General features: G+C 68.6%; 17 protein-coding genes and 2 rRNA genes. 4 read left to right on the plus strand and 15 right to left on the minus strand.

Going from position 1 to position 26,929, the window contains the following annotated elements; genetic code table 11:
- The first annotated feature begins 58 nt into the window (after positions 1 to 58).
- Positions 59 to 529 (plus strand): DUF4383 domain-containing protein, encoded by a 471-nt coding sequence (locus STROP_RS17460; protein WP_012014684.1) that lies wholly within the window; start codon positions 59 to 61, stop codon positions 527 to 529.
- 85 nt (positions 530 to 614) lie between these two features.
- Here the strand turns inward: STROP_RS17460 and obgE are convergent, their stop codons facing one another.
- The 6 genes from obgE to STROP_RS17490 all read right to left on the minus strand — a co-directional run bounded on the left by obgE (position 615) and on the right by STROP_RS17490 (position 8,997).
- Entirely contained in the window at positions 615 to 2,060 is a 1,446-nt protein-coding gene (obgE, locus tag STROP_RS17465) for a GTPase ObgE (protein ID WP_012014685.1), read from the minus strand.
- Between the two features lie 92 nt (positions 2,061 to 2,152).
- Entirely contained in the window at positions 2,153 to 2,407 is a 255-nt protein-coding gene (gene rpmA, locus STROP_RS17470) for a 50S ribosomal protein L27 (RefSeq protein ID WP_012014686.1), read from the minus strand.
- Positions 2,408 to 2,418: 11 nt separating this feature from the next.
- On the minus strand, positions 2,419 to 2,733 hold the full coding sequence (gene rplU / locus STROP_RS17475) for a 50S ribosomal protein L21 (protein ID WP_012014687.1): 315 nt from the start codon (positions 2,731 to 2,733) through the stop codon (positions 2,419 to 2,421).
- A gap of 240 nt (positions 2,734 to 2,973) precedes the next feature.
- Positions 2,974 to 6,048, minus strand: coding sequence for an Rne/Rng family ribonuclease (locus STROP_RS17480; RefSeq protein WP_012014688.1), 3,075 nt, complete (start codon positions 6,046 to 6,048; stop codon positions 2,974 to 2,976).
- A 130-nt stretch (positions 6,049 to 6,178) separates the two neighbouring features.
- Positions 6,179 to 6,904, minus strand: a complete 726-nt coding sequence (locus STROP_RS17485) for a TIGR03936 family radical SAM-associated protein (RefSeq protein ID WP_080516604.1) — start codon at positions 6,902 to 6,904, stop codon at positions 6,179 to 6,181.
- A gap of 101 nt (positions 6,905 to 7,005) precedes the next feature.
- Positions 7,006 to 8,997, minus strand: a complete 1,992-nt coding sequence (locus STROP_RS17490; RefSeq protein WP_012014690.1) for a TIGR03960 family B12-binding radical SAM protein — start codon at positions 8,995 to 8,997, stop codon at positions 7,006 to 7,008.
- 101 nt (positions 8,998 to 9,098) lie between these two features.
- On the opposite strand from STROP_RS17490, the gene STROP_RS17495 reads away from it, so the two are divergent.
- Entirely contained in the window at positions 9,099 to 10,148 is a 1,050-nt protein-coding gene (locus STROP_RS17495; RefSeq protein WP_012014691.1) for a hypothetical protein, read from the plus strand.
- Positions 10,149 to 10,225: 77 nt separating this feature from the next.
- Here STROP_RS17495 and STROP_RS17500 read toward each other — a convergent pair whose 3' ends face one another.
- From STROP_RS17500 to ndk, 4 genes are all read right to left on the minus strand, one after another.
- Positions 10,226 to 10,924 (minus strand): lysophospholipid acyltransferase family protein, encoded by a 699-nt coding sequence (locus tag STROP_RS17500; RefSeq protein ID WP_012014692.1) that lies wholly within the window; start codon positions 10,922 to 10,924, stop codon positions 10,226 to 10,228.
- A 193-nt stretch (positions 10,925 to 11,117) separates the two neighbouring features.
- Entirely contained in the window at positions 11,118 to 14,297 is a 3,180-nt protein-coding gene (ileS, locus tag STROP_RS17505) for an isoleucine--tRNA ligase (protein ID WP_012014693.1), read from the minus strand.
- Positions 14,298 to 14,633: 336 nt separating this feature from the next.
- Complete coding sequence (locus tag STROP_RS17510) at positions 14,634 to 16,196, minus strand: alkaline phosphatase D family protein (protein ID WP_012014694.1); 1,563 nt, start codon at positions 16,194 to 16,196, stop codon at positions 14,634 to 14,636.
- Positions 16,197 to 16,349: 153 nt separating this feature from the next.
- Positions 16,350 to 16,775, minus strand: a complete 426-nt coding sequence (gene ndk / locus STROP_RS17515; RefSeq protein ID WP_012014695.1) for a nucleoside-diphosphate kinase — start codon at positions 16,773 to 16,775, stop codon at positions 16,350 to 16,352.
- A 142-nt stretch (positions 16,776 to 16,917) separates the two neighbouring features.
- Here ndk and STROP_RS17520 point away from each other — a divergent pair, with 142 nt between their 5' ends.
- Positions 16,918 to 18,237, plus strand: a complete 1,320-nt coding sequence (locus STROP_RS17520; RefSeq protein WP_012014696.1) for a VOC family protein — start codon at positions 16,918 to 16,920, stop codon at positions 18,235 to 18,237.
- A 10-nt stretch (positions 18,238 to 18,247) separates the two neighbouring features.
- On the opposite strand, the gene STROP_RS17525 is transcribed toward STROP_RS17520, so the two are convergent.
- The 3 genes from STROP_RS17525 to STROP_RS17535 are packed head-to-tail and all read right to left on the minus strand — an operon-like array spanning position 18,248 to position 22,604.
- Positions 18,248 to 18,658: a DUF4233 domain-containing protein gene (locus STROP_RS17525; RefSeq protein WP_012014697.1), complete on the minus strand. Its 411-nt coding sequence runs from the start codon at positions 18,656 to 18,658 to the stop codon at positions 18,248 to 18,250.
- On the minus strand, positions 18,655 to 19,989 hold the full coding sequence (locus STROP_RS17530; protein ID WP_012014698.1) for a bifunctional folylpolyglutamate synthase/dihydrofolate synthase: 1,335 nt from the start codon (positions 19,987 to 19,989) through the stop codon (positions 18,655 to 18,657). Before STROP_RS17530 ends, STROP_RS17525 begins: the two co-directional genes overlap by 4 nt.
- Entirely contained in the window at positions 19,986 to 22,604 is a 2,619-nt protein-coding gene (locus STROP_RS17535; RefSeq protein ID WP_012014699.1) for a valine--tRNA ligase, read from the minus strand. Before STROP_RS17535 ends, STROP_RS17530 begins: the two co-directional genes overlap by 4 nt.
- 69 nt (positions 22,605 to 22,673) lie before the next feature.
- Here STROP_RS17535 and STROP_RS17540 point away from each other — a divergent pair, with 69 nt between their 5' ends.
- A complete protein-coding gene (locus tag STROP_RS17540; protein WP_026275498.1) occupies positions 22,674 to 23,354 on the plus strand; it encodes a hypothetical protein in 681 nt (226 codons plus the stop codon).
- Positions 23,355 to 23,550: 196 nt separating this feature from the next.
- Here the strand turns inward: STROP_RS17540 and rrf are convergent.
- Both rrf and STROP_RS17550 read right to left on the minus strand, forming a co-directional pair.
- Positions 23,551 to 23,667: ribosomal RNA gene (gene rrf / locus STROP_RS17545) — 5S ribosomal RNA — on the minus strand.
- A gap of 84 nt (positions 23,668 to 23,751) precedes the next feature.
- Positions 23,752 to 26,859 (minus strand): 23S ribosomal RNA (locus STROP_RS17550).
- Positions 26,860 to 26,929 lie beyond the last annotated feature (70 nt).

Consider the following 26,929-nt stretch of genomic DNA (forward strand, 5'->3'; position numbering starts at 1 on the left):
GGTCGGGGGCGAGCCCGCGTTACGGCGCCGCGGGTCGCGGATCGACGGAGGTGCAGGCATGGCAGAGCACGCACAGGTGCGGACGAGGACAGGGCTCCAAACCGCGGCCCTCACCGTGGCGGTGATCTTTCTCCTGCTGGGAGTGCTCGGGTTCGTGCCGGGGATCACCACCGACTATGGCGAGCTGCGGTTCGCCGGACCCGACTCCGGGGCGAAGCTGTTTGGCCTGTTCCAGGTCTCGTTCCTGCACAACATCCTGCTTCTGGGCTCCGGTCTGGCCGGCCTGATGCTGGCCCGGCGGGTGGGCGGGGCGCGGGTCTTCCTCACTGTGGGTGGCGCCCTCACCCTCGGCCTGTGGCTCTATGGGTTCGCCATCGACCGGGAGAGCTCAGCCAACGTGATCCCGGTGAACGAGGCCGACAACTGGCTACACCTCGGGGTCGGCTTCGCGATGCTCGTACTCGGCCTGCTCCTGTCCAACCAGAAAGGCACCGGCGGCCAGCTCGACACCCCCTTGGACCGGCCCTGACCCCACCCTGTCGGCCGGGCTCCAGCCACGCCGACGTGGCCCTCGATCGGCGCAGAAGACACGGGCGATCAGCCGATGCGGTCGGTCACTCCTCGCCGTCGCCGACCGGCTCGTCGGCTTCGGCCTCGTCCTCCGGGCGCTGCCGCCGGGCCTTGCGGGCCGCCAGCCGCTCGGTGGCCGACGGCCGCTCGGACTTCTCAGCAAGCCGCTGGTCACCACCGCGGACCCCGGGGACGAACTCGGTGTACAGCGTCGGCTGCCAGTCGAACTCGCGTTCGCCGATCCGGACCAGGTCGCCCGCCTGCGCACCGGCCTTGCCGAGCTTCTCCTCGACGCCGAGGCGGGCCAGTCGGTCAGCCAGGTAGCCGACCGCCTCCTCGTTGTCGAAGTTCGTCTGCCGAACCCACCGTTCAGGGCGGGTTCCCCGCACCACCCAGGTGCCACCCGGCGCAGCCTCCACGGTGAAGCCTGCGTCGTCGACCGCCTTGGGCCGGATCACGATCCGGGTGGGCTCTGCCGGCGGTGCCGCCGCACGCGCCGCCGTCACCAACTCGCCCATGGCGTACATGAGTTCCTTGAGCCCGGCCCGGGTGGCCGCCGAGACCTCGAAGACACGGAAGCCGCGGGCCTCCAGGTCCGGCCGGACAATCTCGGCCAGGTCCCGCCCGTCCGGTACGTCGACCTTGTTGAGCGCGACCAGGCGCGGCCGATCAACCAGCCCACCGTACGCGACCAGTTCCGCCTCGATGGCATCGATGTCGGCCACCGGATCGCGCTCTGTCTCCAGGGCCGCGGTGTCGACGACGTGCAGGAGTACCGCACAGCGCTCGATGTGCCGAAGGAACTCCAGGCCGAGCCCCTTGCCGGTGGCCGCTCCCGGAATCAGGCCGGGTACGTCCGCGACGGTGAAGGTGTGGTTGTCCACCCGGACCACGCCGAGGTTCGGCACCAGGGTGGTGAACGGGTAGTCAGCGATCTTCGGCTTCGCGGCGGAGATCACCGAGATCAGCGACGACTTACCCGCGGACGGATAGCCGACCAGACCAACGTCGGCGACGCTCTTCAGCTCCAGCACCACGTCTATCTGGTCGCCGGGCTCGCCCAGTTCGGCGAAGCCGGGCGCCTTGCGGCGGGCGTTGGCCAGCGAGGCGTTCCCCCGGCCGCCTCGGCCGCCTCGGGCCACCTCGAAGGTCGTCCCGACACCTACCAGGTCGGCGAGCACCGTACCGTCGCCGGACTGCACCACAGTGCCGTTGGGAACCTTGAGGACCAGGTTGGCGCCGTTCGCGCCGTCCCGGTTCGATCCGGCCCCGCCCCGACCGTTGGCGGCCTTGACGTGCGGCCGGAAGTGGAAGTCGAGCAACGTGTGCACCTGCGGGTCAACCACCAGCGAGACGCTGCCGCCATGCCCACCGTTGCCCCCGTCCGGACCGCCGAACGGCTTGAACTTCTCCCGGTGGACCGAGACACAGCCGTGCCCGCCGTCGCCGGCCTGCAGGTGTAGGACGACCCGGTCAACGAACGTCGTCACGCCACCAATCCTTCCAGCGGGGGGTTGTACTGAACACACGAAAGCCGAAGCGGGCCGGGACACCAGGTCCGCGGCCCGCTTCGCCGGAGAGCCTACTGCTGCGGAACGATGCTGACGGTCTTGCGACCGCGCTTGGTACCGAACTGGACCGAACCGGCGGCCAACGCGAAGAGCGTGTCGTCCCCGCCCCGGCCGACCAGGTCACCCGGGTGGAACTTCGTGCCACGCTGGCGGATGATGATCTCGCCCGCGCTAACGAGCTGACCACCGAAGCGCTTCACGCCGAGCCGCTGGGCCGCAGAGTCACGACCGTTACGCGAGCTGGACGCACCCTTTTTGTGAGCCATTGGAGGACGACCTACTTCCCGCTGGAGATGCCGGTCACCTTCACCTGGGTCAACGGCTGACGGTGACCCTGGCGCTTGTGGTAGCCGGTCTTGTTCTTGAACTTGTGGATCCGGATCTTCGGGCCCTTGGTGTGCGCGGCGATCTCACCGGACACCTCGACCTTGGCAAGCTTCGCCGCGTCGGTCACCAGGTCGTCACCGTCGACGAGGAGCACCGCGGCGAGCTGCACCGCGTCACCGGGGGTACCGGCGAGCTTCTCGACCTCGATCACGTCGCCCTCGGCGACCTTGTACTGCTTGCCGCCGGTCTTGACGATCGCGTACATCGGAGGCGGACTCCCTGTCGTTGAGGCTGCTGACGGTCGTTCCCACGGCGGCTCGCCGGATAACACAGGCACGGCGGCACGGGCACGCGGGAGGTCGGCACACCAAAGTGCGCCGCCGGCCAGCGTACGCCATGGTCGGGAGCTCCCCCAAACCGGCCGGCCACAACACCCAACCCTACCCTCCGTGAGGGCTCGCCGACCGGACCCGCGGGGCGGGATCCGGTCGGCGCAGCACAGCCGTCAGGGGCGGGTACGGCGCCGCGCACCGCCCCGGCGGGAGCGCCGCCGGCCCGAGGCGGTCTCGGACTCCTCGCCGTCGTCGCCGCCCACCGCGTCCGGGTCGTCGGGCGCCGCGAGCCGCGCCGTGTCGCCGCTCTGGCTCGCCACCACGCTCGGGGCCGGTGTTTCCACCTCATACCGGGACAGGTCATAGCCCATCGTGTCGTAATAGTCAGCACCGGGTGTGGTGGCCGTGACCTCCGGGGTGTCGGTGGTACCGGCGTCCTGGGCCTCCTCACTCTCGACCACGGTCCGCTCGGCGGCGACAGCCCCCTTCCGCGCCCGCCGGCGGGACGACCCGCCCGCCTCGGCCGACGCCACCGCCTTGACCTTCTCCCCGGTGCCACCGGCACGTGGCTTCTCCGGCACCGGCTCGGTGTGCAGGATCAACCCACGGCCCTTGCAGCACTCACAGGTCTCACTGAACGCCTCCAGCAGGCCGGCACCGATCCGTTTGCGGGTCATCTGCACCAGACCGAGTGAGGTGATCTCCGTCACCTGATGCTTGGTGCGGTCCCGCCCAAGGCACTCGGTCAGCCGCCGCAGCACCAACTCCCGGTTCGACTCCAGGACCATGTCAATGAAGTCGATGACCACGATGCCACCGATGTCGCGCAGCCGCAGCTGACGGACGATCTCCTCGGCGGCTTCCAGGTTGTTCCGGGTAACCGTCTCCTCCAGGTTCCCGCCGGCACCGGTGTACTTGCCGGTGTTCACGTCAACCACGGTCATCGCCTCAGTACGGTCGATCACCAGGTGCCCCCCGGAGGGGAGGAAGACCTTGCGGTCCAGGCCCTTCAGGATCTGCTCGTCGATCCGGTACTCAGTGAAGACGTCCACGGTGCCCACGTGTCGCCGCAGCCGGGCGACCAGGTCCGGCGAGACGTGCGACAAGTACGACTCGACCAGGTCGTACGCGCCCTCACCCTCGATCATCAGCTCCCGGAAGTCCTCGTTGAAGAGGTCCCGGACAACCCGGATGACCAGGTCTGGCTCCTCGTAGAGCAACACCGGCGCACCGCCCCGGCCCGCCTTCGCCTGGATGTCCTCCCACTGCGCCTGCAACCGCTTGACGTCCCGCGCCAGCTCGTCCTCGGTGGCGCCCTCGGCGGCGGTGCGGACGATCACGCCCGCTCCCTCCGGAACCAGCTTCTTCAGCGCGTCCCGCAGGCGCTTGCGCTCGTTGTCCGGCAGCTTGCGGCTGATCCCGGAGGCGTTGCCGCCCGGCACGTAGACGAGGTGTCGGCCGGAGAGCGCCACATGGCTGGTCAGCCGTGCACCCTTGTGTCCGATCGGATCCTTGGTGACCTGCACCAGGACCGAGTCACCGGACTTGAGGGCCTGCTCGATCGAGCGGGCCCGCCCTTCCAGCCCGGTGGCGTCCCAGTTGACCTCACCCGCGTAGAGCACGGCGTTGCGGCCACGCCCGATGTCGACGAACGCCGCCTCCATGCTGGGCAGAACGTTCTGCACCTTGCCCAGATAGACGTTGCCAGCCATGGTGACAGCCGAGTTACGGGTGACGTAGTGCTCGACCAGCACGCCGTCCTCCAGCACGGCGATCTGTGTCCGGTCGCCCCGCTGCCGAACCGCCATCACCCGATCCACCGCTTCCCGGCGGGCCAGGAACTCCGCCTCGCTGAGGATCGGCGGCCGGGTACGGCGCTGCTCGCGGCCGTCCCGGCGACGCTGGCGCTTGGCCTCCAGCCGGGTCGAGCCGGAGACGCCCTGCACCTCGTCGACGGTGCGACGTGGCTCCCGAATCTTGACGACCGTGGGCACCCCGTCCTCGGCGGCGACCTCCACGTCTCCGGCACCACGCCGCCGCCGACGTCGACGGCGGCGGGTCAGCCCGTCGCCTCCTCCGGCCTCGGCCTCGGCCTCATCGTCCTCCTCGGCCACCGGCTCCGCCGCCTCGGCCTGGACAGCGGCCTCCTCGGCCTCCTCGGCCTCCTGCTCCTCGACCTCGTCGGTGCCCCCCTTGCCCCGGCCACGACCGCGACGACCCCGGCGTCGACGGCGCCGGCCACCGGTGGCGTCGTCCTCGTCCTCGCCCTCGGAGCCCTCCTCGGCCTCCTCGATCTCCTCGGTCTCCCCGGTCTCGACCTCCGCGGTCGACTCGCCGTTGCGGCGGCCCCGCCGGCGGCGACGCGCCGTCTCGACCAGTTCCTCAGCGGCCGGCTCGGCTGAGGGCCGTTCCTCGGCGGGCCTCGCCGGCGCCGACTCCTCGGGCAGTGGAGCCATGAACAGCACTGTTGGGGCGGAGAGCCGCGCGCGCCGGCCACGGGCCGGGCGCTCCGGCTCAACCGGCTCGGCCACCGCCACCCCGGGCGGTACCTCCCCCACCGCGGCCCCGGCGGGCGGAGTCGACTCGTTCTGCTCCTCCTCAGCCGCGGCAACCGGTGCGGTCTCAGCCGGCTCCACCGGAGCAATCGGGTCAACCGGAGCGGCAGTCGACTCGACCGGCGTGGAGGTGGACTCGACCGGCGTGGAGGTGGACTCGACCGGCGCAGGAGCGGTCTTCTTACGGCGGGTCCGTGTCGCCTTCGCCGGCGGCGCGATGTCCGCCGCCGCCTCCTGCCCACCGGCGGCCGTCACCGGCTCCGCCGGTGCCTTGGCCGTCGTGGCCTTCCGGCGACGACGCGTCGCCTTCGTCGGCGGCTCACCGTCGCCCGCGACCGGGGCAAGCACCTCGGCCTGGGGCGCCTCGCCCGCCCCCGGCACGGCGGCGCTACCCGCCTCGATCGGCGCCTCGGTCTGCTCCGGCCGGTTGACCGGGGTCACCCGCTTCCGGCTGGCCCGCTTGCGGACCCGGGCAACCGGCTCGCCCAACTCGGTCGCGCCGGTGACCACCGCCTCACTCGGCGCTGGACCGGCCGACTCGGAGGTGCCCCCGGTGGGTTCCCGGGCAGCCGGGTCGCTCCCCTCCGACGTGGTGTTCGCGGAGGCAGCGCTGTCGCCAACACGGTGTTCGGCGGTCTCGCCATCCGGGTGGAGGCCGGTGCGTTCGCCGCCCTCGGGCTCGTTCTCGAGCATGGACGTTCTCCAGTTCTGGCTACCCCGGGCGCGGGTGAGCGCTGCCACGCAGGGTCGCCGCAAAAGGTGTTTCCGCCAGTCGCGATCGGCGCGACCAGCGAAGTCTGCCTAGCCAGGTACCGACCGTCGGTCAGCACCCACCAATGACTGCCCCGTCGCGGCCCGCGTCCAACGGGTCCGCGATCGCACCCTGCGCGGTCAGCGTGCCCTGAGCCAGGCGGGTCACCCGCGGCGACACCGGCGGCTCCAGGTCGGCCACCACGCGGAGGCCGGAAAGGACGTCATCGGGTCGAACAGCGGGAGTGACCTGCCGCACGACCAGCTCGAGTATCGCACACGGTACTGCCACCGCCTCGGAAGGCGTCTCATCCGACATGATCACATTGATACTGATAACCGCCGCCCGAGCGTCGAAGGTCCGCCGGCCCTGCTTGGTCATCCGCTCGACGAGGATCTCGTCCGCAGCGGTGAAGGCGGTCACCGCCGCGCCCAGCACGTGCGGGTCCACCCCCGGCAACTCGATCCGCCAGTGTGCCGCCTCGATCCGGTCGACGAGGCTGCCGCCGGTCGCCGCCACCGCGTGCAGCACGTCGAGTCCGGGCGAGAGGGCGGCGTCCAGCGCGGCGCGCAACGCCCCCGGGTCGACGGTCTCCCGCAACCCAATCTCCAGGTACTCGGCCTCGCTCGCCACACCGGTAGGCGCGGCGCTGGCATAGGAGATCTTCGGGTGCGGGGTGAAACCCTGGGAGTACGCCATCGGCACACCCGCCCGGCGCAGTGCCCGTTCGAAGGCGCGCGCGAAGTCCCGGTGCGAGGTGAACCGCAGTGGCCCCCGTTTGGCGTAGCGGAGGCGGATCCGCTGGACGACCGGCGCCTGCCCGCCCTCCGGCTGTCGTTTCCTACTGATCGTTGTGCTCCTCGGATGTCAGGCCGGCGACGGTCGCCGGTCCCCCGGACCTACCTGCTACTGCTGGGTGTCGCTGGGACCCGCAGTCCGTTGACCGGGGTGAGCGGGAGCAGTTTCCTACCCGTCGGGCCGATCTGGATCTCGGTGTCCATGGACGGACAGACGCCGCAGTCGAAGCACGGCGTCCACCGGCAGTCGTCCTGCTCGTACTCGCCCAGGGCGTCCTGCCAGTCCTGCCAGAGCCAGTCCTTGTCCAAGCCCGAGTCCAGGTGGTCCCAGGGTAGGACCTCCAGCTCGTCACGCTCCCGGGTGGTGTACCAGTCAAGGTCGATGCCACAGTCGGGCAGCACCTCCGCGGCGGCGTCCACCCAACGCTGGTACGAGAAGTGCTCGCTCCAGCCGTCGAACCGGCCGCCGTTCTCCCAGACCCGCTGGATCACCGTGCTGACCCGGCGGTCACCGCGGGAGAGCAGGCCCTCGATCAGCGACGGCTCGCCGTCGTGGTAGCGGAAGCCGATCGCCCGACCCAGCGAACGATCCGCGTTGACGGCCTGCTTGAGCAGCCGCAGTCGGTTGTCGATGACCTCCGGACGCGCCATCGCCGCCCACTGGAACGGGGTGTGTGGCTTCGGCACGAACCCGCCGATGGAGACCGTGCAGCGAATGTCCCTACTACCGGTCGCCGCACGGCCAGCTCGGATCACCTCGTGCGCCATCTCCGCGATCTCGAGGACGTCCTCGTCGGTCTCGGTCGGCAGGCCGCACATGAAGTAGAGCTTCACCTGCCGCCAGCCGTTGGTGTAGGCGGTTACCACGGTCCGGATGAGGTCGTCCTTCGACACCATCTTGTTGATCACCTTGCGGATCCGCTCCGACCCGCCCTCCGGGGCGAAGGTCAGACCGGTCCGCCGGCCGTTGCGGGCCAGCTCCTGCGCCAGGTCGATGTTGAACGCGTCCACCCGGGTGGACGGCAGCGAGAGCGACACGTTGGTGCCCTCGTACTGCTGGGCCAGGCCCGAGCACATGTCGCCGATCTCCGAGTGGTCGGCCGAGGAGAGCGAGAGCAGGCCCACCTCGTGGAAGCCGGAGAACTCCAGCCCCTCCCGCACCATCTGCCCCACCGTGGTGATCGAGCGCTCCCGCACCGGACGGGTGATCATGCCGGCCTGGCAGAACCGGCAGCCCCGGGTGCAGCCCCGGAAGATCTCCACCGCGTACCGCTCGTGGACCGTCTCCGCCAGAGGCACGAGCGGCTTCTTCGGGTACGGCCACGCGTCCAGGTCCATCGTCGTGCGCTTGTGCACCCGAAACGGCACGTCCGGCCGGTTCGGCACAACCCGCTGAATTCGGCCGTCGGGCAGGTAGTCCACGTCGTAGAAGCGCGGCACGTAGACGCTCTCGGTACGGGCCAGCCGCAGCAGCAGCTCGTCCCTGCCACCGGGGGAGCCCTCGGCCTTCCACTCCCGAACGATCGTGGTGATCTCCAGGACGGCCTCCTCGCCGTCACCGAGCACGGCGGCGTCGACGAAGGCGGCGATCGGCTCCGGGTTGAACGCTGCGTGCCCACCGGCGACGACCACCGGGTCGGCGTCGCTGCGGTCGGCGGCCAGCAGTGGAATTCCCGCCAGGTCGATCGCGGTGAGCAGATTCGTGTAGCCCAGCTCGGTGGCGAAGGAGACGCCGAAGACATCGAAGTCCCGCACCGGACGGTGCGCATCAATGGTGAACTGCGGCACCTGGTGGGCGCGCATCAGCCGCTCCAGGTCCGGCCAGACTGCGTACGTCCGCTCGGCGAGCACGTCGGGCAGCTCGTTGAGCACCTCGTATAGGATCTGCACGCCCTGGTTGGGAAGGCCGACCTCGTACGCGTCGGGATACATCAGGGCCCAGCGCACGGCCGCCGTGTCCCAGTCCTTGACCACCGCCCCCAACTCACCACCGACGTACTGGATGGGCTTGGCGACCTGAGGCAGCAACGGCTCCAGCCGGGGCCACACGGAATTGGCCACGGCGCTGCGCGGTGTGGTGGACGGGGCACTCATGATGCTCAAGGGTACGCGCCCGACAATGAGCCGAACGGCGGCGGCTCACGGAGGCGGGTAGGTCGGTACTAGCCTCGGGTCGGCGAGAGGAGATTGACACGATGCCGGAGCCGCGCAACGGCGAACCGGGCGGGCCAACCGGCACCCAGAAGTTCCGGGCAGACGAGACCACTCCACCACCGGCTGTGGCCGGGAGCGGTTCCGCTGCCGTGCCACTCCCGCGCCGGCCGCCCTGGGACGAGTCGGTCGAGCCGGCTACGGCAGAAGGGCCTCCGGAAGCACCGGAGGACCGGACCCCGGTCGACCCGTGGGCCGGCACCGACACCACCGGATGGGACCTGTTCTCCACCGAGCTGCCGCCATTGCCACCGACCCCGCCCGCCCCGTCGGCCCGGCCACAGCCCTACTCCGGCCCGGCGGATCCAGCGTTGCCGCCGACCGGATACGCGGCCGTCCCCTCGGCGGCGCCGGCTCCTACCGACTCCCCCGCCCCACCCCCCAACAGCTATCCGGCCCCAGCAGTCCCGCCGCCCGCCGACTCCACCAGCCCACCGGGACCCGGTCGGTCCGCGTCGACGACAGACAGCGCGGCACCGATCCGCAACCGCCGGAAGTGGCCCTGGGTACTGCTGTTCGCCATCGCGTGCTGCTGCGGCGGCCCGGCCTACTGGGCGGCACCCGTGATCAACCAGTTTCCGGCGAGCGCCGCCCTCCCGACCGAATTCCGGGACCTGCGACTACGCGAGGACCACAACAGCGGGCAGACCGCGGCGGAGCTGGCGCGGGGGGTAGACGAGGCGCACGGGACGTCCCGCGACACCTTCGCCGGCATTTACAGCACCCATGCCGGCAAGCAGGTGACGGTCTTCGGTGGCACCGGAGTCTGGCTCACGCCGAAATCGGCGGCAGAAGCCGAGATGGAGCGGCTCACCGGCCGGTACGCGCTCGGCGCGTCGCAGGCCGTCGGGACCGGAGTCCGCGCCCGGCACGGGCGATGTGCCATTGGTCACGACGGCGGCACGGACGTGGTGGTCTGCACCTCCGTCGACCACAGCAGCATCACCACCGCTGTCTTCACCCGGCTCTCGGTGGCAGACAGCGCCGCCCTGCTCGGCGCCCTACGAAAGCAGATCGTCACCCAGCCGGACTGACCCGATCCGGCGCCCGTTCCCGCGACCCGCTGCCCGGCTGCGCCAACCCGCCGGGGCGTCCGCTACCGAACGTCGGTTCAGACCGCGCCCGGTTCCCCATCGGCCGGCGGACGCCCACGTGCCGGTGCATAGCGTGGGACGTACTCCTGCCCGGTGAGCTTCTGGATCTCGCCCATCACCTCATCGGTCATGACCCGCAGCGAGGTGCGGTCGTCCGGCTGCCCGGTGAAGTCCAGCGGCTTGCCGAACCGCACGGTGATCCGCCCGGTGAAGGGGCGAGGCACCCGGGCACCGATCGGCTGCACCTTCTCGGTGCCGATCATGCCGACCGGGATGATCGGCACACCCGCGGTCACCGCGAGCCGGACCGCGCCGGTGCGTCCACGGTAGAGCCGCCCGTCCGGGGAGCGGGTCCCCTCCGGGTAGACGACGACGAGATCACCGGCGCGGAGCGCGGGGATAGCCGCGTCGAAAGCCGACAGCGCCGCGCGCCCGCCGCCCCGCTCGACCGGGATGGCGCCCAGACCGGTGAGCACAAACTTGGAGAATCGCCCTTTCAGCCCGGCGCCCTTGAAGTACTCGGACTTGGCCCAGAAGGCCAGATGCCGGGGGACGGTCGTGCCGAGGAAGAGCTCGTCGGCGACCGAGAGGTGATTGCCCGCGAAAATCGCGCCGCCGGTCTCCGGCACGTACTCCAGCCCTTCCACGGTCGGACGGAAGCCCAACCGAAGCGCGGGCGCCAGGGTGAGCTTGCCGATGGTGTAGAGCAGCGGCACTGGTCCTCCGGCAGTTCGAGTGCGGGTACAGGGGCGGTGTCACGGTAGCGGACCCCCACGAGACACCCCGCGCGAGGTGCAGCGGATCCGCTGACCGGGTGACCAGTTTCAAGGTCAACTCAGTGGACCGGTGAGGAAGGGCCCGCTCGCACCGTCGCCGCCGGCGACGGCCCGGGCCCTTCCTCACCTCTTTCTAAACCCGACGGACAGTCACCACAACCTGCTCACCGTCGCCCACCTCACCGGTGAACCCGACCAGCCCCGGGGTGAGCTCCACCGCATCGGCCAGCACCTCCCGGGCCACCACCTCGCGGTACGCGGAGACCGCCGCCCACACCTGCTCGGATGCGGCGAGCGCGACCACGATCCGGTCCGAGACATCCAGGTCGGCGTCCCGGCGGGCCTGCTGCACCACCCGGATCACATCCCGGGCCAACCCCTCGGCGGCCAACTCCGGGGTGACCTCGGTGTCCAGGACGACCACGCCCTCACCGCCGGGCAGCGGCGCCGACTGCTCCGCGTCGGCGGCGACCAACCGCAGCTCGTACTCGCCCTCGGCGAGGGTGACCCCGGCGGCGACCGGAGCGCCGTCAACCAGCTCCCACTCCCCGGCCTTGACCGCCCTGATCACCTGCTGGACCGCCCTGCCGACCCGCGGGCCAAGGGCCCGCGGCACCACCGTCAACACCTGCTCGCAGTAGCTGCCCACCTCGTCGGTGAACTCGACCCGCTTCACGTTGACCTCGTCGGCGACCAGGTCGGCGAAGGGCCGCAGCGCGGCGGCGGCCGGCGTGGCGACGGTCAACACCGACAGGGGCAGCCGTACCCGCAGACCGCGCGACTTGCGCAGTGACAACGCCGCCGAGGCGACCGCCCGCACCGCGTCCATCGCGGCGACCAGATCATGGTCAGCGGGGAACTCCTCCGCCGCCGGCCAGTCGGTCAGGTGCACCGAACGCTCACCGGTCAGGCCCCGCCAGATCTCCTCGGCCGTCAGCGGCGCCAGCGGCGCCACCACGCGGCAGAGTGTCTCCAGTACCGTCCACAGGGTGCAGAAGGCGTCCTCGTCGCCCGACCAGAACCGGTCCCGCGAGCGGCGTACGTACCAGTTGGTCAAGGCATCCAGGTAGGACCGCACGGTGACGCAGGCACCGGAGATGTCGTACCCGTCCAGCTGCGCCTGCACCGTCGACACCAGCTCGTTCGTCTTCGCCAGCACATACCGATCGAGCAGGTGCGCCGAGGTGGTGCTCCGCCGCGCCTGACGCCCGTCGGCGTTGGCGTAGAGCGAGAAGAAGTACCAGACGTTCCAGAGCGGCAGCAGCACCTGCCGGACCGCGTCCCGGATGCCGGCCTCGTTCACCGCCATGTCACCACCGCGCAGCACCGGGGAGGACATCAGCATCCAGCGCATCGCGTCCGAGCCGTACGTGTCGAAGATGTGATACACGTCCGGGTAGTTGCGCAGGCTCTTGGACATCTTGCGCCCATCCGACCCGAGCAGGATGCCGTGGCTCAGGCAGTTACGGAAGGCGGGTCGGTCGAACAGCGCCGTGGCGAGCACGTGCATGGTGTAGAACCAGCCGCGGGTCTGCCCGATGTACTCGACGATGAAGTCACCGGGGTAGTGGGACTCAAACCAGTCGGCGTTCTCGAACGGATAGTGCACCTGGGCGAACGGCATCGCACCGGACTCGAACCAGCAGTCCAGCACCTCCGGGACCCGGCGCATCATGGACTTCCCGGTCGGGTCGTCCGGGTTGGGACGGACCAGCTCGTCCACCGCCGGCCGGTGCAGGTCGGTCAGGCGTACGCCGAAGTCCCGCTCCAGTTCGGCGAGGGAGCCGTAGACGTCCACCCGCGGATAGGCCGGGTTGTCGGACCTCCACACCGGGATCGGCGAGCCCCAGAACCGGTTCCGGCTGATCGACCAGTCCCGGGCGTTGGCCAGCCACTTGCCGAACGAGCCGTCCTTGATGTGCCCCGGAGTCCAGTTGATCTGCTGGTTGAGCTCGACCATCCGATCCTTGAACCGGGTCACCGCGACGAACCAGGACGACACCGCCTTGTAGACCAGCGGGGTGTCGCAGCGCCAACAATGTGGGTACGCGTGGGTGTAGGTGTCCTGCCGGAGCACCACGCCACGCTCCTTCAGCTCCCGGATCACCGGCTTGTTGACGTCGAAGACCTGCTCACCCTGGTACGGCGGGACCAGCGCGGTGAACCGGGTACGTTCGTCCACGGTGACGACAGTCGGTATGCCGGCGGCGTTACAGGTGTTCTGGTCGTCCTCGCCGAACGCCGGCGCCAGGTGCACGATCCCGGTGCCGTCCTCGGTGGTCACGAAGTCCGCGCCGAGCACCTGGTACGCGTGCTCACCCGCCGGCTCGACCAGGAAGTCGTACAGCGGGGTGTATCGGCGCCCGACCAGGTCCCGGCCGTACACGGTGCCGACCTGCTGGTACCCCTCCAGCTCCTTGGCGTACGCGGCGACCCGGGCGGCGCCCAGCACGTAGCGCTGCCCGTCCCGCTCCAACACCGCGTACTCGATGTCCGGGCCAACGGCGAGCGCCAGGTTGGACGGCAGCGTCCACGGCGTGGTGGTCCAGACCCCCAGCGCGACGGTGCCGCGCAGCAGCTCCGGTGCGCTCTCGTCGGGTGTGAGCGTCAACCACACGCTGAGCGTCGGGTCGTGCCGGTCCCGGTAGACGTCGTCCATCCGGGTCTCGGTGTTCGACAACGGCGTCTCGCACCGCCAGCAGTACGCGAGCACCCGGAAGCCCTCATAGACCAGGCCCTTGTCGTGCAGGCTCTTGAAGGCCCACAGGACGCTCTCCATGTAGTCCAGGTTCAGCGTCTTGTAGGCACTGGAGAAGTCGACCCAACGGGCCTGACGGGTGACGTAGCGCTCCCAGTCGTGGGTGAACTCCAGCACCGAGCTCCGGCAGGCCGCGTTGAACCGGTCCACCCCCAGATCGAGGATCTCCGCCTTGCTGGTGATGCCGAGCTGCTTCTCGGCGACCACCTCGGCGGGCAGGCCGTGGCAGTCCCAACCGAACCGACGCTCCACCCGCTGCCCACGCATGGTCTGGTAGCGCGGCACCACGTCCTTGACGTAGCCGGTGAAGAGGTGGCCATAGTGCGGCAGGCCGTTGGCGAACGGCGGACCGTCGTAGAAGACGTACTCGTTGTCGGCGGGGGCGCCGTCGGCGACGACGCCGTCCGCCGATCGTCGGGAGGCCGGTCGGGCCTCGATGGAGGCCTCGAAGGTCTTGTCGGCCGTCCAGTGCTCCAGGACCCGGCGCTCGATCGCGGGCAGGTCCGGGCTCGCAGGGACTCCGGTCGCGGTCGGGTCATGCAACGGATAGGCCATCGGGGGGTCGCGCTCCTTCGCAGCTCACTCTTCGTGGGTCTGCGAGGACGAACCCGCTCCGGACGCCGTCGGCGTGCCGGGGCAGGGCCCGCGGTACCACCCCGCTTGGCGGCCAGGATCGACCGCCCGCTCGTTGGCCGGCTGTGACGGGCCGAACCCGTCCGGTTCTACTCGGGCGCGGACGCCCTTTCTTCCGGAGGCTCACCGGTGATATCCGGGTCGTCGCCGTGTGGTCGCCAACCCTACCCGACCCCGGGTAGGGATCGCCGCGCACTTTCCCACCGCCGGACCAGCCGATCATGAAGCTCCGACCAGCTCCATGATCGGCCGGCATGGTCATCGCGGAGCGGGGAGGGTGGTGCTCCAGAGAGAGTTGCCGGTGCGGTCCCGCAGATGAACCGTGCAGGCGCCGCTGTCAGCATCGATACGCACCTCGCCGAAGTGCTGGAAACCCCCCGCGGGGCTGGTGTTCGCGCTGGGCGGCGCGTTGACGAAGACCGCCTGGGGACCGAACGTGCCATCCAGCTTGTTGGGGCCGAAGGCGCCGGCGTGCGCCGGGCCGGAGACGAACTCCCAGAACGGGGTGAAGTCGGCGATCGCCGCCCGGGCAGGGTCGTAGTGGTGGGCGGCGGTGTAGTGGACATCGGCGGTGAGGAAGAAAATACCGGTCACCCCGGCGCGGTGGGCCGCCCGAAGCACCTCGGCGAACTCCAACTCCCGGCCCGCGGGCGCCCCCGGGTCGCCCTGCGCCACGCCCTCCTGGGCCGAACCGTCCGGCACCACCAGACCGAGCGGCAGGTCGGCGGCGATCACCTTCCACGTCGCCCGAGAGCGGGTCAGCTCGCGGATCAGCCACTCCCGCTGCTCCCGGCCGAGCAGTCCCCGGTCCGGGTCCGGGTAGGTGTTCCCGTCGTTCGGGTCCTTCCAGGTACGCATGTCAAGCACGAAGACGTCCAACAACGGCCCGTACGGCAGCCGCCGGTAGCGGGGTCCACGGACCGGGGTGGGCAACCACTCGTCGAACGCCTGCCGGGCGCGGGCGGCGAGCACGTCAACCCGCTTCTCCGTGTACCGATCATCGACCAGCACCTCGCCCGGGTACCAGTTGTTCGTCACCTCATGGTCGTCCCACTGGTTGACCTGTGGCACCTCGGCGACAAACTCCCGCAGGTGCTCGTCGAGCAGGTTGTACGCGTACTGCCCCCGGAACTCCGCCAGGGTCTCGGCGACCTTGCTCTTCTCCGGGGTGACGAGGTTCCGCCAGATCCGCCCGTCGGGCAGCGGCACCGTCTCGGTCAGCGGGTTGTCGGCATACACCGTGTCACCGCTACAGAGGAAGAAGTCGGGTTCGGTGGCGCGCATGGCGGCGAAGATGGACATGCCACCGAAGTCGGGGGCGATGCCCCAGCCCTGCCCAGCGATATCTCCGGTCCAGACAAACCGGATGTCGCGCCGCCTACGACGTGGACCGGGGGCCGTCCGCAGGGACCCGGTTAGCGGCTCGCTGCACAACCCTGGCCGGTCCAGGCTCTCCGCCCGGACCCGGTAGTACCAACGCTCACCAGCCGGCAACCCGCGCAGTCGCACCTTGCCGGTGAAGTCCCCAGTCGGGTCCAGGACCGGCCCCCGCAGCCGCCGGGCGTCTCGCAGGTCCGGCCGGCGACCCACCTCCACCAGCATCCGGCCGGGCCGGTCAGCCCGGGTCCACACCACCGCCGACTGGGCGGAGACGCCGCCGCTCTGCACCCCGTGCGTGAGAACGGGACGACCGGCCGGGCGCCAACCCGCGGTGGCGGGCCCGGCGGTGCCGCTGGCACCGCCCAGGAGCACTCCGCCAGCGGCTCCCGCACCCGCGGCAAGGCTGGCCCGCAGTAGCGTACGTCGATCGAACTCGGTCATGGTTCCTCCCGGATTGGGGACTGACCCCGCCGTTCTACCGAGCCGACATGACCTTCCCCCACGGCCCAGATGGCCAACACGGGAACGCGGAATGATCGGTCGTTCCGCGCGGCGACGCCCCGCACCACGCACGGCACGCCGCGGCCGCCGTCCTCAGACCAGCTCCGGGAACCAGAGCCCAATCTCGCGCTTCGCGCTGTCGACGGAATCGGAGGCGTGCACGAGGTTCTCCCGGTTCGACAACGACAGGTCGCCCCGGATGGTGCCGGCCGCGGCCCGCCGGCCGTCGGTGACGCCGATCATGCCGCGTACGACCTCGATGACCTGGTCTCCCGAGAGCACGAGCGCGACCAGTGGACCGCTGGTCATGAAGGTCTTCAGCGGCGGGTAGAAGGGCTTGTCGACGTGCTCGGCGTAGTGCTGATCGGCGAAGTCCTCGTTCAGCGTCCGCTGCACCATCGCGTCGACCTGCAGGCCCTTACGCTCGAATCGGGAGATAATCTCGCCGACCAGCCCGCGGCGGACCGCATCGGGCTTGATCAATACGAGCGTACGCTCGTCCGGGCTGCTGCTGGACACGCTGTTCCTCCTGTACGCCGAAGGCGGCCGGGCTGGGTACGGTCAGCGTAACGGCCCGGTCTCGGCGCCGGCTCGGCGGTCGGTTCCTTCCCCCGACGGTCAAGCCGGCCTAGCCTGACCCCCACCCCCTAGGAGGTCCACAGTGGCGAATGGCGGTAGCCGCCCGATCGCGCCGGTCCGCAGGCTGGTCGGCGCGGCACTGGGCACCGTGGCGACGTTCGTGATCCTGTTCGGCCTGGGCATGCCGAGTTGGTCGATCGTGGCGCTCGGCGGCGCGATCCTGGTGCTGGCGGTCGCGCTCGCCACGGTTCGGGCCGGTGGGCGCACCTGGGTCATCGGTGAGGGGACGGTGCACACCGTCTCCGAGCCACCAACCCAGTACGCATTCGGCCGCTGCGAGCTCCAGCTCTTCATCGACGCGCCCGGGCTACCACCACGATCCAAGAAGATCATCGAACCGCGGGTACCGGTCGCCAAGTGGCCGGCGCCGGGCCAGGCCCTACCGATCCGGGTGGCGCTCGACGACCAGCGGCACGTCCGCGTCCTCTGGGACGAAGTGCTGACGCACGCCGAATCCGCGAGGGTCGGCGCGGGGGACCTGCCCCTGCACCAACCCGACTCGGACCTCCCGGTGGAGGAGCTCCTGATCCAGCAGGAAGCACCGCCGTGGGCCGGCCGGGCGGCCGACGACGAGCTTCGGGACCCGTACGGCGACCCTGTCCCGCCGCCGACCGAGCCCAGCGCCGTCGTCGTCCACCACGTCCCCGGCGGCCCGACGGTCCTCGACGGGGAACTGGTCAACCCACCCGCCTCCGGCGACCTACCGCGCCGCGCCGCGCCGAACCCCCGAACCCCCGCCGAACAACGATTCGACGTGTCGGCCGAGGCAGCAGCATTCGAGGCGGCGTCCGCCTCCACACCAGCCCGACCGCCCGCCGAGGAGCCCGGGCCGCCCGCCGAGGGGTTCCGGGTACCCGCCCCGGCGGACCCGGTCGACCTGCCCCTCGACGACCCGATGCCGCCGTACGCCGAGGAACCGGTGATCCCGGACCTGGACGAGGCGATCTTCGGGGAGCCTGCCGGTGACCCGCCGATCGCCGGGGTGGGGTTCACCTTGCTCGTCACCGACCTGGCCCGGTCGCTCGCCTTCTACCGGGACCTCGGCTTCACCGAAGTTGACCAGGGCTCCGGGAACGCGGTGCTCGCCTCCGGGGCGACCCGCCTGGTGCTCCGGGAGGCCACCGAGGCCGTCCCCATCAGCCGTCGGCTCGTGCATGTCAACCTGGAGGTTGACGACATCGAGGACGCGTACGCACGGCTGCGCGAATCCGGCGTCCGCTTCACCTATCCGCCGCGGGTCGTCAACCGCGGATCGCGGCTGGAGGTGTGGGCGGCTGCCTTCCGCGACCCGGACGGGCACGGCATCGCCCTCACCCAGTGGCGGGAACGCGCCGAGGCCTGAGTGGGTCCGGTCAACCGAGGATCACCCGCCGCACGTGCAGGGCGTACGCCCACACCAACGCGAAGATGACCCCGAGCACCAGCAGCGACCAGTGCAGCACGCCGGCCAGCAGCAACGCGCCCTGCAGAATGATCCCCGCCGGCCAGGCCCAGGCACGACGGATCAGTCCAGCCAGCAATACCGCCACCACCGCCAGCGCCACCACCGCGGCGATCGCGGCAGCACTCAGCCCGCCGCCAACCACCCGTATCGGCTGGATGGCCAGCACCAGGACCAGGGCCTCAAGGCTTAGGAGCCCGGCACCGAGGCCGGCCACCGCCCGCTGCGGGTTACGCAACCCGGAGCGGCGCGGCGGCGACGTCGGGCCCTTCGGCAGTTCGCCCGCCGGTCCCGGCCCGGAGGGACGCCCCGCGGCGGTCATCGCTTCAGCAGCCGGCGGGCATCGGCCACGGTCACCACCGAACCGGTGACGAGTACGCCGATCCCCGCCAGCTCACCGGGGACATCCTGCTCAGCCAGCGCCACCGCCGCCTCGATAGCGTCCGGCATCTGCTCCGCCACCACCACCCGGTCCGGACCGAGGACCTCGGCGGCGAGCGTCGCCAGTTCCTGCGTGGGCATCGCCCGTGGCGAGCTGTTGCGGGTAACCACCAGCTGGTCGACGACCGGCTCCAGCAGTTCGAGCAGGCTGAACGCGTCCTTGTCAGCGAGGACACCGAGTACGGCAACCAGTTTGCTGAAGGCGAACTCCTCCTGCAGCGCGGTGACCGTGGCCGCCATGCCCTGCGGGTTGTGCGCACCGTCGAGCAGCACGGTCGGCGCGGTACGGACCCGCTCCAACCGCCCCGGCGAGCTCACCGCGGCGAACCCCTCCCGGACCGTCTCGACGTCCAGCTGGCGGCGCTCACCCGCGCCGAGGAACGCCTCCACGGCCGCGAGCGCCACCGCGGCGTTCTGCGCCTGGTGGGCACCGTGCAACGGAACAAAGAGCTCCTCGTACTGCCCGCCGAGCCCCTGCAGGGTCAGCACCTGCCCACCGACCGCGACCGCCCGGCGCAGCACCCCGAACTCGGCGCCTTCCCGGGCGATCGTCGCGCCGACCTCGGCGCAACGCTCGAGAACCGGACGCGCCGCCTCCTCCTCCTGTCCAGCCGAGATCACCGTCGCGCCCTTGTGGATGATGCCCGCCTTGTGGAGCGCGATGTCGGCGATCGTGTCGCCAAGCCACTCGGTGTGGTCGAGCCCGATCGGGGTCAACACCGTGACACCGGCCTGAAGCACGTTGGTCGAGTCCTCCGCGCCGCCGAGACCCACCTCGACGACGGCGACATCCACCGGGGCGTCGGCGAAGGTGGCGAACGCCAGCGCCGTGGTCAGGTCGAAGTAGGTCAGGGGCTCCGCGGACCGCTCGTCAACCAGTCGGGCCAGCGGCGCGACCTCGCGGTAGGCCGCGACGAACCGCTGTTCGTCAACCGGCTCGCCGTCCAGGCTGATCCGCTCACGGACGGTCTCCAGATGTGGGCTGGTGTACCGCCCGGTACGCAGCCCGAACGCCCGCAACAGCGAGTCGATCATGCGGGCTGTCGAGGTCTTTCCGTTGGTACCGGTGAGGTGAATCGACGGGTACGCCCGCTGCGGGCTCCCGAGCAGGTCCAGCAGCATCCCGATCCGGTCCAGCTCGAAGACCATCCGAGTGAACCCGCGAGTGGCGAGCTCCGCCTCAACGGCAGCGAAATCAGTCTGGTCGGTCACGAGGACAATGCCTCCAGAGCGGCGTCGATGCGCACCAGGTCGGCCTCGGCGGCGGTGAGCCGGTCGCGGATCTTCTGCACCACCGGCTCGGGTGCCTTCCCCACGAACGCCGGGTTGTCGAGCTTCGTCCGGGCCTGTCCGGCCTCCTTCGCCGCCGCGGCACGGTCCTTGGTCAACCGTGCCCGCTCGGCCGCCACGTCGATCGAACCGCGGGTGTCCAGCGCGACACACACCTCACCGGGCAGGGTAAGGGTGGCGCTGGCCTGGAAGTCGGCGCCCGCCGCATCAAGGCGCACCAGCGAACGGACCAGCGGTTCGTGCCCGGCGATACCGGCACCGGCCAGCCCGTCGAGCCGGGCGACGACCCGCTGAGTCGGGCGCAGCCCCTGGTCAGAGCGGAACCGCCGGATCTCGGTGACCACCCGCTGGAGCGTGGAGATCTCCGTCTCCGCGGCGGCGTCGACCAACGCCCGGTCAGCGGCCGGCCACGCCGCCGTCATGATCGTCTGACCGCCGGTCAGTGCGATCCACAACTCGTCGGTGACGAATGGGATCACCGGGTGCAGCAGCCGCAGCAGCTGGTCCAGCACATGCCCGAGGACCCGCCGGGTGGTGTCCGCAGCCGGACCGCCGGCGGCCAGTAGCGGCTTGGTCAACTCCACGTACCAGTCGCAGACCTCATCCCACGCGAAGTGGTACAGCAGGTCACACGCCTTCGCGAACTCGTACGCCTCGAACTGCTCCTCCGCCTCCGCGGTGACGCGCGCGAGCCGGGACAGGACCCACCGGTCGACTGGTGCCAGTTCCGTCGCCGACGGGAGCGCCCCCTGGGTGTGTGCACCGTTCAACAACGCGAACCGAGTCGCGTTCCAGAGCTTGTTGCAGAAGTTCCGGGAGCCCTGGCACCACTCCTCACTGACGGCGACGTCCCCGCCGGGGTTCGCGCCACGGGTCAGGGTGAAGCGGGTGGCATCGGCGCCGAACCGATCAATCCAGTTCAGCGGGTCAATCACGTTGCCGAACGACTTCGACATCTTCTTGCCGTGCTCGTCACGGACCATGCCGTGCAGCGCGACCACGTCGAAGGGCTGCCGGCCGTCCATCGCGTACAGGCCGAACATCATCATCCGGGCGACCCAGAAGAAGAGGATGTCGTAGCCGGTGACCAGGACGCTCGTCGGGTAGAACTTGGCCAACTCCGGGGTCTGCTCCGGCCAGCCGAGAGTGGAGAACGGCCACAGGCCGCTGGAGAACCAGGTGTCCAGGACATCCTCGTCCTGGCGCCAACCGGCACCGGCCGGCGGCGTCTCGTCCGGGCCGACGCAGACGACCTCACCGGCCGGGCCGTACCAGACCGGGATGCGGTGCCCCCACCACAGCTGGCGGGAGATGCACCAGTCGTGCATGTTGTCGACCCAGGCGAAGTACCGCTTGGCCAGCTCCGCCGGCTCAATCCTCACCCGTCCGTCCCGCACCGCGTCACCAGCCGCCTTCGCCAACGGCGAGGTGTTGATGAACCACTGCAACGACAGCCGGGGCTCCACCGACGTGCGGCAGCGCGAGCAGTGACCGACCGCATGCGTGTACGGGCGCTTCTCGGCCACGATCCGGCCCTGCTCACGCAGGGCGGCGACGATGGCGGGACGCGCCTCGTACCGATCCAGGCCCGCGAACGGCCCGTGCGCGGTGATGACCCCCCGTTCGTCCATGATCGTGAGGGACGGCAGGTCGTGCCGCTGGCCGATCTCGAAGTCGTTCGGGTCGTGCGCCGGCGTCACCTTCACCATGCCGGTGCCGAAGGTCGGGTCAACGTGCTCGTCACCGACAATCGGAATGCACCGGCCGGTCAGCGGCAGCTCGACCTCGGTGCCGATCAGATGCTGATACCGCTCGTCCTCGGGATGCACCGCGACGGCGGTATCACCGAGCATCGTCTCCGCCCGGGTGGTCGCCACCACGACCTCGTCGCTGTAGCGGATCGACACCAACTCACCGTCGTCGTCCGTGTGCTCCACCTCGATGTCCGACAGCGCGGTCAGGCAGCGCGGGCACCAGTTGATGATCCGCTCGGCCCGGTAGATCAACCCGTCGTCGTACAGCGCCTTGAACATGGTCTGGACGGCCCGCGACAGGCCCGCGTCCATGGTGAAGCGTTCCCGCTCCCAGTCGACAGAGTCGCCGAGCCGGCGCATCTGCCCAAGAATCGCGCCACCGGACTCGGCCTTCCACTCCCAGACCCGTTCAACGAACGCCTCCCGGCCGAGGTCATGCCGGGACAGACCCTGCTCGCCCAGCTGCCGCTCCACAACGTTCTGGGTGGCGATGCCGGCGTGATCCATTCCGGGCACCCACAGCGCCTCGTAGCCCTGCATCCGCTTGCGCCGGACCAGAGCGTCCTGCATCGTGTGGTCCAGCGCGTGCCCCATGTGCAGCGAGCCGGTGACGTTCGGCGGCGGGATGACGATGGTGTACGGGGGCTTGTCGCTCTCCGCCGACGCGCGGAAGTGTCCGCCGGCTACCCACTGCTCGTACCGTCGCTGCTCCACCTCGCCCGGCAGGTACTGGCCGGCAAGGGTCGGGGCGTCGGGGCGTTGGGCATCCAGTCTCTCGGTCACTCCTGAAGTCTACGGAGAGCTTCCACGGACCTGACGTGCGCCACCAGGGCTTCGCGTACGGTGGCGGGTATGTCCAACGGGCACCTCAGTGAACGCCCCGTCAACGAGGCCCCCGAGCCGGTCGACCTGACCGACGAGCCGATCCGCCTCGACGGCGAAGACCCGGCCCTGAAGCCCGAACGAGCGGGCGCCCGAACTCGTCGCCGCCGGGTGGTGTGGCTGCTCGCAACAGCCGTGGGGCTCGCTGGTGTCGGCGCCTTCGGCACCGTGTCCTGGCGCATCTTCCAGCAGCAGGACGCCACGATAGCCAGCCCGGCGCAGGTGGCCGGGTTGACCCGGGACGACAGCGAGCAGGCCCGCAGCACCGCCGACTATCTCCGTAGTGGGTTCGCGGCCGACATCGAGTTGGACCAGAGCTTCGGCACCGTCTACCGGGCTCCCACAGGCGAGCGTCGGCCGGTGCTCCTCTTCGGCGGCACCACGCTGCTCTGGCAGCCCGAACGCGACCTGGACAGCCTCTTCGGGCTGATGGCCGACGAGACTGGTCAAGTCAGCGGGCTGCAGAAGCTCTCCCCGGGTCCCCTCGGTGGCGTGCTGAAGTGTGGCACCACCAGCGGCACAGGTGGAGAGTTCGCCGTGTGTGGCTGGGCAGACCATGGAAGCGTGGTGATGGGTCTGTTTCCCGATCATCGGGCGGCGGAGGCCGGTGACCTGTTCCGGAGAATGCGCAACGAGATGCAGACCCGCTGAATGAAGACCGCTGATCGGAGGCAGCACCGCCGGAGGTCGCGGACCGGGTAGCATCCAGCCGAACAGCCGATCCGCTGGGACGGGCTTGCGGGAGGGCTTCAGCGCGAGGCCCTGTGACGGCTTCGGGAGATTGTTTGTGGGCTGATAATGCGTTGAGGGCCGACCCGGGTAGGGTCGGCCCTCAACTGAACGTTTTGCCCGGCGGTGTCCTACTCTCCCACACCCTCCCGAGTGCAGTACCATCGGCGCTGGAGGGCTTAGCTTCCGGGTTCGGAATGTAACCGGGCGTTTCCCCTCCGCCATGACCGCCGTAACACTTATCGACATATCAAACACACCCAACACCACGGGACATGTTTGCTTGCCAAGAGTTACACAGTGGACGCGTAGCAGCTTCGTAGTCAAGTCCTCGGCCTATTAGTACCGGTCAACTGAACCCGTTACCGAGCTTACATTTCCGGCCTATCAACCCAGTCGTCTAGCTGGGGGCCTTACCCCACAAAGTGGGTGGGATACCTCATCTTGAAGCAGGCTTCCCGCTTAGATGCTTTCAGCGGTTATCCCTTCCGAACGTAGCTAACCAGCCGTGCCCCTGGCGGGACAACTGGCACACCAGAGGTTCGTCCGTCCCGGTCCTCTCGTACTAGGGACAGCCCTTCTCAAGTATCCTACGCGCACGGCGGATAGGGACCGAACTGTCTCACGACGTTCTAAACCCAGCTCGCGTACCGCTTTAATGGGCGAACAGCCCAACCCTTGGGACCTGCTACAGCCCCAGGATGCGACGAGCCGACATCGAGGTGCCAAACCATCCCGTCGATATGGACTCTTGGGGAAGATCAGCCTGTTATCCCCGGGGTACCTTTTATCCGTTGAGCGACACCGCTTCCACATGCCAGTGCCGGATCACTAGTCCCGACTTTCGTCCCTGCTCGACCCGTCAGTCTCACAGTCAAGCTCCCTTGTGCACTTACACTCAACACCTGATTGCCAACCAGGCTGAGGGAACCTTTGGGCGCCTCCGTTACCCTTTAGGAGGCAACCGCCCCAGTTAAACTACCCACCAGACACTGTCCCTGAACCGGATAACGGTCCGAAGTTAGATACCCAAACCAACCAGAGTGGTATTTCAAGATTGCCTCCACATGCACTGGCGTGCACACTTCACAGGCTCCCACCTATCCTACACAAGCTAATTCAGATACCAATGTCAAGCTATAGTAAAGGTCCCGGGGTCTTTCCGTCCTGCCGCGCGTAACGAGCATCTTTACTCGTAATGCAATTTCGCCGGGCCTGTGGTTGAGACAGTGGGGAAGTCGTTACGCCATTCGTGCAGGTCGGAACTTACCCGACAAGGAATTTCGCTACCTTAGGATGGTTATAGTTACCACCGCCGTTTACTGGCGCTTAAGTTCTCCGCTTCGCCCCGAAAGACTAACAGGTCCCCTTAACGTTCCAGCACCGGGCAGGCGTCAGTCCATATACATCGAATTACTTCTTCGCATGGACCTGTGTTTTTAGTAAACAGTCGCTTCCCCCTGCTCTCTGCGGCCATACAACGCTCCAGCAGCACGTGCCTTCACGTCTCCGGCCCCCCTTCTCCCAAAGTTACGGGGGCAATTTGCCGAGTTCCTTAACCACAGTTCACCCGATCGCCTTGGTATTCTCTACCTGACCACCTGTGTCGGTTTAGGGTACGGGCCGCTCGGAACTCGCTAGAGGCTTTTCTCGACAGCATAGGATCACTGACTTCACCTGAATCGGCTCGGCATCACGTCTCAGCCACACGCGCCGCGGATTTACCTACGACACAGCCTACACGCTTACCCCGGCACAACCACCGGCCGGGCTCAGCTACCTTCCTGCGTCACCCCATCGCTTGACTACTACCCGCCAGGTTCCCACGCTCCCCCAGCACAGTCCGAAGACCACACCAAGATCGGATGGTTAGCACAACGAGGTTCATCAGGGACGCTCCTTCGCGGGTACGGGAATATCAACCCGTTATCCATCGACTACGCCTCTCGGCCTCGCCTTAGGCCCCGACTCACCCAGGGCGGATTAACCTGGCCCTGGAACCCTTGGTCATCCGGCGGAAGGGTTTCTCACCCTTCTTTCGCTACTCATGCCTGCATTCTCACTCGCACCGCGTCCACAACTCGATCACTCGGCTGCTTCACCCCCGGCACGACGCTCCCCTACCCATCCACACACCTACACACAACCCCAAAAGGCCATGCGAAGTACACGCGTGAATGCCACAGCTTCGGCGGTGTGCTTGAGCCCCGCTACATTGTCGGCGCGGAACCACTTGACCAGTGAGCTATTACGCACTCTTTCAAGGATGGCTGCTTCTAAGCCAACCTCCTGGTTGTCTATGCGACCCCACATCCTTTTCCACTTAGCACACGCTTAGGGGCCTTAGCTGGTGATCTGGGCTGTTTCCCTCTCGACTACGAAGCTTATCCCCCGCAGTCTCACTGCCGCGCTCTCACTTACCGGCATTCGGAGTTTGGCTGATTTCAGTAAGCTTGTAGGCCCCCTAGACCATCCAGTGCTCTACCTCCGGCAAGAAACACACGACGCTGCACCTAAATGCATTTCGGGGAGAACCAGCTATCACGGAGTTTGATTGGCCTTTCACCCCTAACCACAGGTCATCCCCCAACTTTTCAACGTTGGTGGGTTCGGCCCTCCACGCAGTCTTACCCACGCTTCAGCCTGCCCATGGCTAGATCACTCCGCTTCGGGTCTAGGACACGCGACTCTGACGCCCTATTCAGACTCGCTTTCGCTACGGCTCCCCCACCCGGGTTAACCTCGCCACATGCCACTAACTCGCAGGCTCATTCTTCAAAAGGCACGCCGTCACCCCTAAAGGCTCCGACGGATTGTAGGCGAACGGTTTCAGGTACTATTTCACTCCCCTCCCGGGGTACTTTTCACCATTCCCTCACGGTACTATCCGCTATCGGTCACCAGGAAGTATTTAGGCTTACCAGATGGTCCTGGCAGATTCACGGCAGATTACAGGAGTCCGCCGCTACTCGGGAACACCCACAGGAGACTAGCAGTTTTCACCTACCGGACTTTCACCGTCTACGGTCAGCCATTCCAGACTGTTCAACTAACCACCAGCTTTATCACTCCCCACACGAGTGTCAGCCCGTGTCGCAGGATCCCACAACCCCGACCACGCAACCCCTGACAGGTATCACACGCCGCCGGTTTAGCCCCAATCCGCTTTCGCTCGCCACTACTCACGGAATCACATATTGTTTTCTCTTCCTACGGGTACTGAGATGTTTCACTTCCCCGCGTTCCCTCCACACACCCTATGAGTTCAGGTGCAGGTGACACCACATGACTGATGCCGGGTTCCCCCATTCGGACACCCTGGGATCACAGCTCGGTTGACAGCTCCCCCAGGCCTATCGCGGCCTCCCACGTCCTTCATCGGCTCCTGGTGCCAAGGCATTCACCGTTCGCCCTTGACAACTTGACCACAAAGATGCTCGCGTCCACTGTGTAATTCTCAACAAACAACCAACCCGCAACCACCACCCCGCACCAGC

It is taken from the genome of Salinispora tropica CNB-440 (genome assembly GCF_000016425.1).
Lineage (GTDB): Bacteria > Actinomycetota > Actinomycetes > Mycobacteriales > Micromonosporaceae > Micromonospora > Micromonospora tropica.

Excerpts from the sequence above, each read along its gene's own strand:
- STROP_RS17460 (WP_012014684.1), top strand. The coding sequence starts at position 59 with ATGGCAGAGCACGCACAGGTGCGGACGAGGACAGGGCTCCAAACCGCG.
- rpmA (WP_012014686.1), bottom strand. The coding sequence starts at position 2,407 with ATGGCTCACAAAAAGGGTGCGTCCAGCTCGCGTAACGGTCGTGACTCT.
- rplU (WP_012014687.1), bottom strand. The coding sequence starts at position 2,733 with ATGTACGCGATCGTCAAGACCGGCGGCAAGCAGTACAAGGTCGCCGAG.
- STROP_RS17480 (WP_012014688.1), bottom strand. The coding sequence starts at position 6,048 with ATGCTCGAGAACGAGCCCGAGGGCGGCGAACGCACCGGCCTCCACCCG.
- STROP_RS17490 (WP_012014690.1), bottom strand. The coding sequence starts at position 8,997 with ATGAGTGCCCCGTCCACCACACCGCGCAGCGCCGTGGCCAATTCCGTG.
- STROP_RS17495 (WP_012014691.1), top strand. The coding sequence starts at position 9,099 with ATGCCGGAGCCGCGCAACGGCGAACCGGGCGGGCCAACCGGCACCCAG.
- ileS (WP_012014693.1), bottom strand. The coding sequence starts at position 14,297 with ATGGCCTATCCGTTGCATGACCCGACCGCGACCGGAGTCCCTGCGAGC.
- STROP_RS17510 (WP_012014694.1), bottom strand. The coding sequence starts at position 16,196 with ATGACCGAGTTCGATCGACGTACGCTACTGCGGGCCAGCCTTGCCGCG.
- STROP_RS17525 (WP_012014697.1), bottom strand. The coding sequence starts at position 18,658 with ATGACCGCCGCGGGGCGTCCCTCCGGGCCGGGACCGGCGGGCGAACTG.
- STROP_RS17540 (WP_026275498.1), top strand. The coding sequence starts at position 22,674 with ATGTCCAACGGGCACCTCAGTGAACGCCCCGTCAACGAGGCCCCCGAG.